The 11631-nt window shown below is 47.3% G+C and carries 11 protein-coding genes; 3 read left to right on the forward strand and 8 right to left on the reverse strand.

What is annotated here, in order from left to right; translation table 11 throughout:
* Positions 1-1065, forward strand: coding sequence for an alginate O-acetyltransferase AlgX-related protein (locus tag F8C67_RS10605; protein ID WP_170266433.1), 1065 nt, complete (start codon positions 1-3; stop codon positions 1063-1065).
* Here the strand turns inward: F8C67_RS10605 and F8C67_RS10610 are convergent.
* The 5 genes from F8C67_RS10610 to F8C67_RS10630 all read right to left on the reverse strand — a co-directional run bounded on the left by F8C67_RS10610 (position 1049) and on the right by F8C67_RS10630 (position 7305).
* The gene (locus tag F8C67_RS10610) at positions 1049-2410 is read right to left on the reverse strand and encodes a hypothetical protein (protein ID WP_151667823.1); all 1362 of its coding nucleotides are present in this window, start codon (positions 2408-2410) and stop codon (positions 1049-1051) included. The two genes, F8C67_RS10605 and F8C67_RS10610, sit on opposite strands and share 17 nt — an antisense overlap.
* Positions 2394-3440: an alginate O-acetyltransferase AlgX-related protein gene (locus F8C67_RS10615; protein WP_170266434.1), complete on the reverse strand. Its 1047-nt coding sequence runs from the start codon at positions 3438-3440 to the stop codon at positions 2394-2396. The genes F8C67_RS10610 and F8C67_RS10615 overlap by 17 nt, the downstream gene beginning before the upstream one ends.
* 71 nt (positions 3441-3511) lie before the next feature.
* On the reverse strand, positions 3512-4918 hold the full coding sequence (locus tag F8C67_RS10620; RefSeq protein ID WP_151667825.1) for an MBOAT family O-acyltransferase: 1407 nt from the start codon (positions 4916-4918) through the stop codon (positions 3512-3514).
* A 6-nt stretch (positions 4919-4924) separates the two neighbouring features.
* On the reverse strand, positions 4925-6577 hold the full coding sequence (locus F8C67_RS10625; protein ID WP_151667826.1) for an ABC transporter ATP-binding protein: 1653 nt from the start codon (positions 6575-6577) through the stop codon (positions 4925-4927).
* 29 nt (positions 6578-6606) lie between these two features.
* On the reverse strand, positions 6607-7305 hold the full coding sequence (locus F8C67_RS10630) for a ribonuclease H-like domain-containing protein (protein ID WP_151667827.1): 699 nt from the start codon (positions 7303-7305) through the stop codon (positions 6607-6609).
* 94 nt (positions 7306-7399) lie between these two features.
* On the opposite strand from F8C67_RS10630, the gene F8C67_RS10635 reads away from it, so the two are divergent.
* Positions 7400-8569, forward strand: coding sequence for a serine hydrolase domain-containing protein (locus tag F8C67_RS10635; protein ID WP_170266435.1), 1170 nt, complete (start codon positions 7400-7402; stop codon positions 8567-8569).
* Here F8C67_RS10635 and lipB read toward each other — a convergent pair.
* Genes lipB through F8C67_RS10650 form a run of 3 tightly spaced genes read right to left on the reverse strand, consistent with a single transcriptional unit; the run spans position 8550 to position 10773 of the window.
* Positions 8550-9251 carry a lipoyl(octanoyl) transferase LipB gene (gene lipB, locus F8C67_RS10640; RefSeq protein WP_151667829.1) on the reverse strand — a complete coding sequence of 234 codons (702 nt, stop codon included), beginning with the start codon at positions 9249-9251 and terminating at the stop codon, positions 8550-8552. The two genes, F8C67_RS10635 and lipB, sit on opposite strands and share 20 nt — an antisense overlap.
* Complete coding sequence (locus tag F8C67_RS10645; protein WP_151667830.1) at positions 9248-9787, reverse strand: hypothetical protein; 540 nt, start codon at positions 9785-9787, stop codon at positions 9248-9250. The genes lipB and F8C67_RS10645 overlap by 4 nt, the downstream gene beginning before the upstream one ends.
* Entirely contained in the window at positions 9784-10773 is a 990-nt protein-coding gene (locus F8C67_RS10650; protein WP_151667831.1) for a bifunctional phosphoglucose/phosphomannose isomerase, read from the reverse strand. Before F8C67_RS10650 ends, F8C67_RS10645 begins: the two co-directional genes overlap by 4 nt.
* Before the next feature lie 62 nt (positions 10774-10835).
* Here F8C67_RS10650 and F8C67_RS10655 point away from each other — a divergent pair, with 62 nt between their 5' ends.
* Complete coding sequence (locus F8C67_RS10655) at positions 10836-11282, forward strand: GNAT family N-acetyltransferase (RefSeq protein WP_151667832.1); 447 nt, start codon at positions 10836-10838, stop codon at positions 11280-11282.
* The last annotated feature ends 349 nt before the right edge of the window (positions 11283-11631 follow it).

The raw sequence follows: 11631 nt of genomic DNA on the forward strand, positions 1-11631 counted from the left end.
TTGAAAAGGACGTACAACATAGCATTCATCCTTGTTTTTACCGCTTTTGCAGCGGCATGGATACCCCTTGGCAAAGAGCTTAAAGGGGTTACAAACGAGATTCCTAAAGCAGAGTTCTCTTTGCACAATGTGTTTTCAGAAGAATTCCAAGAGGCCTCCTCCAAGCAAATCGTGGAGAACCTACCCGCACGTCCGTTCTTGGTCCGAGCGCACAATCAAATCAAGTTTCAACTTTATAGCGAAACGAATGCCGAGGTGATCGTCGGCAAAAACCGCGTCCTTTTTGAGCAGAATTACCTCGATGAATATGCCGATTTAAATCCGCTAAGCGACGATGAAGTTCAGGCTAAGGTGGATGAAATAGAAGCTTGGACAGTTCGGGCTCGCGAAGCAGGCGCACAGCCCTACCTGATGATTGTACCCAGCAAGCCGGAATATTTCGAGGAGGCGATACCAAGCCCATGGACCATTTCTGAAACCACGAATATCGACAGGTTACACGGCGAGTTTAAGCGACGCAATTTGCCCATCATTGACCTGAGGGAAACCGCGCGAGCACTTAAGGACACAAGTCAGTTCAGCGTTTTTCCAAAGTATGGCATTCACTGGTCAAACCTCACTTCAGCCATCTCGCTCACACAATTTCTGAATGTAATAGACACGCTATCGGCCGAATCTGATTATAGCGCTTCGTTCTCAAACGTGCGAAGTGCCAATTCCTACAGCGAAAGTGAAACTGACCTGGGGAATCTGCTCAACCTTCTTACGGTAATGGACCTTAGTGAATCTGTGGGACAACTCGACCTAGACAATAGTGTTGAAGGGGAGAAACATGGCCTTCTCGTTGTCGGAGATAGCTTTTATTGGACTTGGTATGGCAATGGATATACGACCACACAGTTCGAACCCTCTTACTTCTTCTATTACAATTCTACCGCTTACAAAGCTGGGGAAGGGGAAATTGGCAGCTTAACAAACGAACTGCGTCAGCGCATTCTTCAGGAAGTTGATATAGCAGTTATCATGCTGACGGAAGCGAATTGGCGCTCTATTTCTCTACCCTGAAGGTGACAATGGCAATGTCCGCAGGTTTGACATAAATCGAATCAATTTGGTGAAGATCTGCACAAGTATTAAGCGCGGAGAAAGGCATATTGCCCTCGCGGTTTGCAACGATATCTTCCCAGATAATAAGATCACCATTCTTTAAAGTTGCCGCTGGATTCTGAGGATTGACATTCCACATTTTCAGGAATCTTTCCTCATCAAATGGGTCTAAATCCAAAAGAAAGGCAATCGCCGCATACTGTGCTACGACGCGCGTGTTTTGCTCGATAGCTCCTTTTTCCTCTAAGTGTGCAACTAACTCCCGCACCCCAAACTCTTGATAGAAAACAGGTTTTGGGAAGGTATTCAAGAAGTAAAACTGAAGTAACAACACTATCATGGCTACAGAGGTGGTAACCTTGGGCCAGATACCATTCTTCGAAAGCGCGTATACACAGAGGAGAGCCAACGCTGGAAGGGAAGTAGTCAGGATGCGTAATAGTCCCGCACTTCCTCTTAAGCCATACGCCCATAGGAATGAATGAAGGAAAATGATTCCAAATCCGGATAGAAATATCATTCCCATTCTATAGTCCCTCCGTGAGAAGATGCGATAGGATGCAAGGAAAGCTAAGACTAAGGTGACGTAAGGTGTTATCTGATTCCAGCGCTCGATGAAGTAGAATAGATTGCCCTCTCCGTAATACCCCGATTTAGTTTCATAGGGTTGGTCTGTCACAATCCACGTCCAATCTAAATCCAAAAGCACCACTCCAACGATCGTATACAACGCTGGTACGAGCAGTCCCCACAACACTTCTTTTCTAGCTCCTTTTACTATCCCGTAAATCCCAAACACGGGAATTAGGACAATAGCCTCGGGACGCACAAACCATGAAGCACCCAATAGAATATATAATAGCATCCAGCGCTGCTTAACCGTGGCATAGATAATCCACGAGAAGACAAAGATGAACAGTGGCTCCGTGAGACCACCTAAAATCACGTATGTCACTGAATTACCTAGGCCTAGAAAGAGCGGTGCTAGCGGTGCGAACTTCAGTTTTAAGACATTTGCACTCGCGTAAATCAATCCTCCCGATACTAGAACAAGAAGCGCGTTGGATAGCTGAAGAAAGTGAAAGCCTCCTTGCGCAGGAACCGACATAATGAGCGTAAAAAGAGGCTTCGCCCAATGGTTGAATGCATTCTCTGGGTGATCGAACATGAACCTGGCGAATTGATAATGCAACAGACCATCCGAGCCATCTACGATTGCCTCTTGAAGGTAAATCAGCCTACAGTATACAATTCCCAGTAAGAGCGTGGAAAGGGAAAAGAGTATTTTATTCGCTTTGAACATTGAGTTTTAAGTCTTCAACCAAGCCGAATGGAAAATCCACGAGGTTTGATTCTGTAGCCAAAATCACAACGGCATCTCTCCTCAATATCTCTGTCCACCTATCCAAACTATCCACAGCAATTTCGCCATGTCTAGAATCAAAGTTCGTTGAATTGTAATACCACAAACTGTGGTTTCGAGAGAGCGTATTGTGATTTAATTTGAGAGAGTTAATCGTCCAAAAATAACTATCTGCAACGAATAAAACGTCAGGTTTTACTGCATTCAATGTGTCGTACTGGATTTTGGGTACCGTAGCGCGAAGCGTTGGAGGTGAAAACCAAATGTTCAAGTGGTCCGCTAATTCTGTGTCGCCGTCAACCAGACTGTCTGCAAAAAACCCACGTTCGAATCGAAGTGATGTCCAAGGGGCGTCCGACGTATTCAATAGGCGTAAGAGGGTGTCCATCGCAAGGGTGGCTCCGTAGGCCGACCAATGAGTGCCGGTGTTTCGAGTGAGCTTATCCACTTCATTGCGGCTTGCGAAATATGCATTGAAATCAAAGACCCGTAGCTCCGCTTCCTCGGCCAATGACAAAAATCTTGAGAGGTTTGTCGTTTCTCCAGGCACTTTCTTCAACTCATCCGGCAAGTTTTCTGGCATGAGTCTGACCTTATTCGGGGCAATTGCTATGAGAAGCGGAACTCCATGGCTTTCTAGTGAATCTTGCAATCGTTTTAGCCCATCGACCTTTGCCTTCCAAGTTTCTTCTGTCTGTAAATCAAATCCACGAAAAGCAGGGAAGTAATTATAAGCAAAGAGCTGGTCGTTCTTTCCAATCACCACATACGTTTTCGATTCACCATAAATCGAATAAAAGATTTGATTGTGGGTACGGATGAAGGCCGGTCTAGCTACCAAGTTTCGCTTATACTCTGCCGAAAACTGATCTTGAAATTGACTATTCGACCACCGATCCCAACTCCACAGGTTTTCTTCTACAGGCTTCTCAACACCATTAACACCATCAACCTCTGGCCAGCCTAACACATGTTGAAGTGAAACAAAGGCAAAGAACCCAAAGACTACGAGAAAGCAAACTGTATATAACCTGCCCGCGCTCAAAACCGGAAATAAATAAATGGATTGAAGTCGGTGCTAATGATAAACGACGAAGATAGAACCAACAGTAAAAGAGAAATGACGGTAATCCTTACCGCTTTATTCGGGCTAATCGTTTCGTAAGGCGAAGCCTCTGTTTTTGATGCTGGTCGGAATGCCGCCCAGAACGAAAAGAAAATCGCAATGGCGAAGATGGTGTATTGATAGGCCGAAATCTGCGCCCCGCCTTCTCCCGTAAACATCGCTCCTAGATATGCGGTAAAGACTTCCCATTCCTCAACGCGGAAAACGAGCCAACCAAATACGGCTATGACGAAAGTCGTGAAGATGCGTATAAAGCCCGGTATCTTCTCCAAAACGCTCATTAACACTCCGCGCTCCAGCACCAGCCAAAGGCCGTGGTATGCTCCCCAAATCACAAAATTCCAACTCGCCCCGTGCCATAATCCGCTGATTAAAAACACAACCCAAAGGTTCAGGTACGTGCGAGTTGCTGAAACTCGATTTCCACCAAGCGGAATGTAGAGGTAGTCGCGCATCCAACTGCTTAGTGTCATGTGCCAGCGACGCCAAAATTCTGTGATGCTCTTCGAAATGTACGGGAAGTTGAAGTTCTCGGGAAACTTGAATCCCATCATCCTGCCGAGGCCAATTGCCATGTCTGAATAGCCAGAGAAATCAAAATAAATTTGGAAAGTGTAGGCGAGTACAGCGACCCACGACTCCCCTCTCGACGGATCCAACACTCCGTCGAAGTATTTATCCGCCAATTCCCCCATGGGGTTGGCGATGAGTACCTTTTTAGACAGGCCAATAATGAAGCGGTAAATCCCAAGCAGTCTTTCTTCGGGTATGAGGTTCGCTCGGCGATCGACTATCTGCGTAGCGATATCTTTAAAGCGTACAATGGGACCAGCAATGAGCTGTGGAAACAGGATGACAAACAGTGCGTAGTCTACCATATTTCGAAGCTCTTTTTTCTCTCCTCTGAAGACGTCAACGAGGTAGCTAATTTTTTGAAATGTGAAGAAGGAAATTCCAATTGGAAGCGCTACCTCAGTCCAATGGAATGCACCCATCCCGAGCAATTCTAACAGCCCAGTAAAGTTCTCTACAAAGAAGTTGGCGTACTTGAAATAGGCGAGTAACCCAACGTTGAGCACCAAGCCAAGCCATAGCCAGCGCTTTTTGGTCACGCCCTGACTCGACACCATTTTAAGCGAGATGAGGTAGTCCGCCAAAATGCTTCCATAAAGCACGAAAACGAAGACTGGCCCGCCCCAAGCATAAAATACTGTAGACCCTATGAGTGCCCAAACGTTCTTCCATTTGTAGGGAACCAAAAAGTACACGACGAAGAAGACGGGTAGAAATAAGAACAGAAATAGGGCGCTGCTAAAAACCATAGAGGGTTATTGGGAAACGGTTGGGATAGAGTCTATGAGTTGTTTGGTATAGGTAGACTGCGGATTGCTGTACACTTCAGAGGCCACGCCGTATTCCTCAATCTTACCACTTTTCATGACCATCAGATGGTCGCTCATGTATTTCACCACGCTCAGATCGTGACTAATAAACAAATAAGAGAATCCAAACTCCTCCTTTAGTTCATTAAGCAGATTGAGCACTTGGGATTGCACGCTCACATCGAGAGCTGAAACTGATTCATCGCAAATGAGCAACTCAGGCTCCACGGCCAAAGCGCGGGCGATGCCAATTCGCTGCCGCTGACCTCCACTGAATTCATGTGGGTACTTGTTGAGTGCCGCTTCGCCCAGTCCAACTCGTTCGAGCAAAAACCGCGCTCTCTCTACCTTTTGTCCGCGGTACAGCTTGTGGACCGTCATAGGTTCGGTAAGGATATCCACCACCTTCTGCCGAGGGTTCAGGGAAGCGAAAGGATCTTGAAAAATCATTTGGATTTCCTTGCGGAGTGCTCGCAGATTACCACCTTTTAAATGGGTGATGTCCCTGCCCTTCCAGAAAATCGAACCCTTATCGGCTTCGTGAAGGTGCACCAAACAACGGCTGAGAGTTGATTTTCCACATCCCGATTCACCTACCAGGCCAAGCGTTTCGCCAGGATACAAGGCCACGCTGACATCATTCACGGCTTTGAACACCTCTCTGTCTCCAAACAGTTTCACCGACTTCAAAGAGAACCACTTCTCGAGGTTTCTAATCTCAAGAATCGGTGGTTTAGACGCAAAGTCGTTTGCCTTATCGGGCTTCTCTCGAGTATCGACCTTCCTACCCTCTAGGATATCTTCTACGGTCGTTAGCTTTTCTGGCTTCGTGTCTACTGGAGGTCGGCATGCCAAAAGGCCTTCCGTATATTTTGATTTAGGCTGAAACAAAACTTGCTGGGCCGGACCAAATTCTTGCAATTCTCCGCGGAAAAGCACGAGAACATCGTCCGCTACCTCAGCCACAACGCCTAGGTCGTGCGTAATGAACAATACAGCCATTCCGCGATCCTGCTGAATGCGGCGGATGAGTCGTAATATCTCCTTTTGAACCGTCACATCAAGAGCGGTTGTGGGTTCATCGGCAATCAAGAGCTTGGGACTACAGGCAAGGGCCATGGCAATCATCACACGTTGACGTTGCCCACCGCTGAGCTCGTGTGGCCATGCCATCATTTTATCCTTTGGATTTGGAATCTGAACCTCCTCGAATAACTGCAAGGTCTGCTTCTCTGCCTCAGATTTATCCGAATCGGTATGGCGCAAGATCATTTCTGCCACTTGTTGGCCGCATCGCATCGACGGATTTAAGGCAGTCATTGGCTCTTGGAAGATCATGGCCATCTGATTGCCCCGTAGGCTTCGGTGCTCATCCTCATTGAGGTTGACCAGCGAAGTGCCGTCAAATTCAAACACCTCAGCTTCTAGATTCGCTTTCAGCAAACCCATAATTGCAAGGCTAGTGACGGATTTACCGCTACCCGATTCACCGACGATGGCGAGTGTTCGGCCAGACTCCAGACTGAAGGACAAATCCTTCACCACTTTGGTCTCGCCAAAGGAAATATTCAATGATTGAATGTCGAGCACCTTTCCCACCGTTGCAAGATAAGGGAATCGGTCTAGGATTAATTACCTAGTACTACCTCGTTATCAGCAAGTGGCTCTTCACCTCTTAATCTTTGCCAAACACGGGCTAGAGTAATCACATCCTTTTCGCAGTACCGAGCAATCCGCTCTAGATCGTTGTCATTCCAATACACCGTTCCAACCATGGAGCCATCGATATCATCTTTTGGAGTAGGAATATCGAAAAGTGCTGCCAATAGCTTCAATGAAGTGAAGCTCTTTCTATCGCCGAATTTCCACAGCTCCATTGTATCGATGTGTTGAACTTCCCACGGTTTCTTACCGGCGAGGTCGAGATGTCCCGGAAGAGCGATCTTGTTCACTACCATCCTTCTTCCGAGGTAGGGAAAATCGAATTCCTTGCCGTTGTGGGCGCAGAGGAAATACTGACTAAAGTGTTCGTTCAGGAGAAGAGATAGCTCCGACAGAATTGTGGCTTCGTCGTGATTGTAAAGGCTCTTCACCCTAAATTCTCTCCCTGCGCCGGTTCCACGAAAGTAACCGAGTGATACGCAAACGACTTTTCCGAATTCGGCGAGAATTCCGGCTCTGTCTTCATAAAACTCGTCGGCCTCAATGTCGTCACCCCGTTGCCATTTGGTCTTCTCGGCCCACAAGTTTTGCCATTCTTCAGAAAGGTCATTGTACTTGGGTTGAAGAGATACGGTTTCAATATCTAGGAAGAGTACGTTTTGCATGATTTGCCCTTTTTTCAAAGGTAGAAAGGTCGAATCTAATCATGTGGAATCTCAAGGGACAGATTTATTCATCCTTTTTCACGAAATTCGAGACATGCGTAAGTTTATTAAAAGGCTCGTTTACGTCATCCTCGGGGTGGCGCTACTCCTCTGGTTCGTATCCTTATCTCCTTTAGATTATTTGTTGAAAGGCGTTTACGCGACCTATCTCCAAGGTGAGAATTCTGCCACGATTGACGATAGGGCATATTTCGAAACTAAGATTGTTCGAGCCGACGCGGTAAGGCCTCGCGCTTTTGACGAGCAGATATCTGAGGAATTTGCGCCGAGCCCTGAGTTGAGAGCACTTTTAGATGAAACGGAATCTGTTGCCCTTACGGTGTTTCACCAGGATGAGTTGAAGTATGAATGGTACGCAGAAGGCTATAGTCGAACTAGTCGAACGAACAGCTTCTCTATGGCGAAAACCATCACGGCTATTCTGGCTGAAATGGCCATTGAGAACGGCGATTTAAAAGGATGGAATCAAAAGGTAGTAGAGCTTTTACCCGAACTCAAGGGTGAATATGCGGAGCAGCTGACGATTGGTGACTTGTCGCTGATGCGGGGAGGTCTTGATTGGGATGAACATTACACCAATGCTTTTGGGATAACTGCTAGGGCGTATTACGGCGAGAGCATTTATGCGTTGTTGATGGAAGATGTGCCTATTTCCACACCTCCGGGCAGTGAGTTCAATTATCAGAGCGGCGCTACTCAATTGATGGGCCTATGTGTTCAACGCGCTACGGGTAGGTCGCTTTCGGAATTGGCTTCTGAATGGATTTGGACACCCGCAGGAGCGCAAGACGATGCCGAATGGCATGTGGATGATACGGGCCAGGAATTGTGCTATTGCTGTTTTAATAGCAACGCAATTGACTTTGCGAGAATCGGCCACATTCTTCTCCACGATGGCACGTGGAATAACCACTTGTTTATGGATAGTGCGGCGGCAAAATCATTCTTTGAGCCGCTCTCAACACCGTACTATGGAAGGTCTATTTGGATGGCCACGGTAGACGGCATTTCATTCTCCTATCTCCGTGGAATCAATGGGCAATACATCATCATCATTCCGGAATATGATGCGGTGATTGTTCGCTTAGGACATCAAGTTGGACCTCGCGGAGACGAGGAGCAAAACCTACCTAAAGTCGTTCAGGACTTGGTGGCCTATTACTCGGCTAAAATTGGGGAGACAACTACAGATACTGGATGGTAAAGAGATCGGCTAGGTGCTTTTTCACCTTGGCTTTCACCTCTTCCATATCTGGAACATAACCGAGTTCTACATCGAGCGAGGTAACGGCCTTGTCGGCAATTCCGCATGGAACGATGTAGTCGAAGTACTTCATGTCCACATTCACGTTAAAAGCGAAACCGTGCATGGTTACCCAACGACTGGCGCGGACACCCATTGCACAAATCTTACGGGCGAATGGGGTTCCAACATCAAGCCAAACTCCGGTTTCCCCTTTGCTTCGATCGCCCTTTAATCCATACTCGGCCATAGTCAGAATAATGGCCTCTTCGAGGTATCGGAGATACTTGTGGATGTCGGTAAAATGCTCGTCGAGATCGAAAATTGGATAACCTACAAGCTGACCGGGGCCGTGGTAAGTGATGTCACCTCCTCGATTGATCTTGTACCAATCGATTCCCTCCTGCGCCATGCGTTCTTCGTTGATGAGGAGGTGTTCAACCTTTCCGCTCTTGCCAAGTGTATACACGTGGGGGTGGTGAACAAAAAGAAGATGATCTTGGGTAGGTTGACGGTCGGCTTCCTCTCGCTTTCTGTTCGCTGATTTAATCTCAACAATTTCATCGAAGAGTTGCTCTTGGTAGTCCCAAGCCTCCTTGTACTTCATTGTACCTAAATCCTCAAACCGAACCTTCCGCATCATAACCAAACTTGGAGGCCGAGGCCAAGTCCGAATACGGTTGTGATAGAGGGCTCGGTAAAAGAGCCGTCTTGTTTCTGACTTGAGCTGTGCCTGCTATTGTAGAATGCAAAGATATCGATACCTACGTTCTCTGTCACCCTATTTAGGTATCCCGTTCTAAAGCCCCAAAGCCAGGCGTAGCGGTGCTTTTTATCGGAAGAAATAATAGAAATGTCGTTTCCCCACCCATATCCACCTCTCGCGCCGGCGTAGAGCACGTCTCTTTCGGTAAGTAACCAATGGTATCGGACGATAGGAACGGCTTCATAGTACCTGGATACAGGGGAAATACTCACGTTACCTTCGACTCCAAAGAGCAGGTTTTCGTTTACGAAATACCCTGTCGAAAGTGTGATACTCCCGTAGTAGGAGACCTCACCAAAAACGCCCTCTCCGCTCAATTGAACATCACCTCCGAGGAGCAAGCGTGGGTGCTCTTGAGCAGCGGCTTGAATCGAAATGAGGAGAATTAGAGCAGAGAGTAGTTTTTTTATCATTGAGGGATATTTTGGAGATGGCTTTTGAGGTCTTCTATCACTCGAATATCCATCATATCGGCCCCTTTGAGTTCGGCGAGATGTAGCGAAACGTAGTCGCCAAAATGAATCATGTACAGCGCTCTTTCGATATCCGTCTTCCCCTTGGCGGTGACGCTGTATACGTGAGGCGTTTGCTTTTTTAGAAGCTCGGCGTTCTTTTCAGCGCGAACTCCATTTCTTTTGTGCTCGGTTTCGCTTCTTAGGAAAATAGCTCCGTGATCGTCGGAACCGCCTGCCCAGCCTACGAGCTCATTGTGGTTCATTTCTGGAACGGCTGCATCCCATCCCACAACTTTTGAATTTTCATTCACTTGTTGGCGCCAGCGAGTGGCCACTCCGGCAAGACCGTTAGTTGCGTATATAGCTAGTGTTTTATCCTGAAGCTTTTCAGCAAGGGCCTTAGCATCGTCGGAAATTTGCTGCTGATTCTCTAGGAGATAATCTGCTGCATTTGCGATTTCGGTTTCCCAGTCTGGAGTTTGAACTCCGTAATTTTGAAGTAGTCGAAAAAGTTGAACGAAGGAATAGCCAAACATCGAGCGCGGGGGGTTACCTCCGGGAATGATGATGTGGTTAAGTCCGCGCTCTTCGCACAGTTTCTTGAGTTGTCCGCCACTGGTAATGGCGGCCAGCATGGCACCATACTCAAGTCCGGTTAGGGCGGCTTCTAAAGTTTCCTCGGTATTCCCGCTGTAGCTAGAAGCGATGATGAGCGTTTCGGTTCCAACCCAATGTGGAACAGAGTATCCTTTATTGACGGCGATGGGAATGCGCGCTGTTGGGGCGCACAACTCGGTTACAATGCTACCTCCGATGCCGGAACCGCCCATGCCTGTGATAAGCACGTTAGCTGGGCGCATACCTTGAGACCTGAGTTGAGCCTCGTTGGCAATCGACAATGCGTCTTTCAAGTGTTTCGGAAAATCGGCAATGAGATCCTTCATGTAGTCCTTGTAGGTTTAAGGCGAAAGTACGACTTTGAGTCGGTCTGATAGCAAGTTATAAAATGAGCCAAGAGTCGTTTAAAATTAAAGATTGGGAGTCGCTTTCCAAAGAAGAGCTCTACGCAATTCTAAAATTGCGCCAGGAAGTCTTTGTGGTCGAGCAGCATTGTCCCTATTTGGATTGCGATGATCACGACGAAAACTGCCTTCACCTTTGGACGGAAGACTCGCAAGGAATAACGGCCTATTCGCGTATCGCCCCTCCTGGAGAGATATACGAAGAGACATCCATCGGGAGGGTCATTACTGCTGAAAGAGCTCGGCGAACAGGTTTGGGCCGGCGTCTGATGGATAGGTCCATGAAGGAAACGGAATCGCAATTTGGCAAGCCTATCCGCATTATGGCGCAATCGTACCTCCTCAAATTCTATGAATCTTACGGATTTGTGAAAGAGGGAGAGGAGTTTTTAGAGGATGGGTTGCCGCATTGGTGGATGATTTGTGATTAGAGGGTTGGAGGGTTAGAGGGTTGGAGGGTTAGACGAAGAGCTTTAGCTAAACCCGTGAGGCTAATAGAATAATACCCTCCAGGGAATGGCGTCAGCATAAAATCCCGATTCTGTTCCACGTCCCGCCACGTCAATCCTGAAAATATCTCTGTGTCTTCTGTATGAGTCCATCCATCACGTAACCTCGGGCTAAAGCCGCGAGGCTAATAGAATAATCCCCTCCGGGGAATGGCATCAGTATAAAATCCCGATTCTGTTCCACGTCCAGCACATCGAGCCACGTCAATTCCAAAAATATCTCTGTTTCCCTTTAGTTTGCAGTCTACCTAAAAAGTATTTAGGATCTAGC

Origin of the sequence: Phaeocystidibacter luteus, assembly GCF_008933115.1 — a bacterium.
GTDB lineage: Bacteria > Bacteroidota > Bacteroidia > Flavobacteriales > Schleiferiaceae > Phaeocystidibacter > Phaeocystidibacter luteus.

Coding starts and splice junctions, on each gene's coding strand:
- F8C67_RS10610 (WP_151667823.1), bottom strand. CDS start 2,410: ATGTTCAAAGCGAATAAAATACTCTTTTCCCTTTCCACGCTCTTACTG.
- F8C67_RS10620 (WP_151667825.1), bottom strand. CDS start 4,918: ATGGTTTTTAGCAGCGCCCTATTTCTGTTCTTATTTCTACCCGTCTTC.
- F8C67_RS10630 (WP_151667827.1), bottom strand. CDS start 7,305: ATGCAAAACGTACTCTTCCTAGATATTGAAACCGTATCTCTTCAACCC.
- F8C67_RS10635 (WP_170266435.1), top strand. CDS start 7,400: ATGCGTAAGTTTATTAAAAGGCTCGTTTACGTCATCCTCGGGGTGGCG.
- lipB (WP_151667829.1), bottom strand. CDS start 9,251: ATGATGCGGAAGGTTCGGTTTGAGGATTTAGGTACAATGAAGTACAAG.
- F8C67_RS10645 (WP_151667830.1), bottom strand. CDS start 9,787: ATGATAAAAAAACTACTCTCTGCTCTAATTCTCCTCATTTCGATTCAA.
- F8C67_RS10650 (WP_151667831.1), bottom strand. CDS start 10,773: ATGAAGGATCTCATTGCCGATTTTCCGAAACACTTGAAAGACGCATTG.
- F8C67_RS10655 (WP_151667832.1), top strand. CDS start 10,836: ATGAGCCAAGAGTCGTTTAAAATTAAAGATTGGGAGTCGCTTTCCAAA.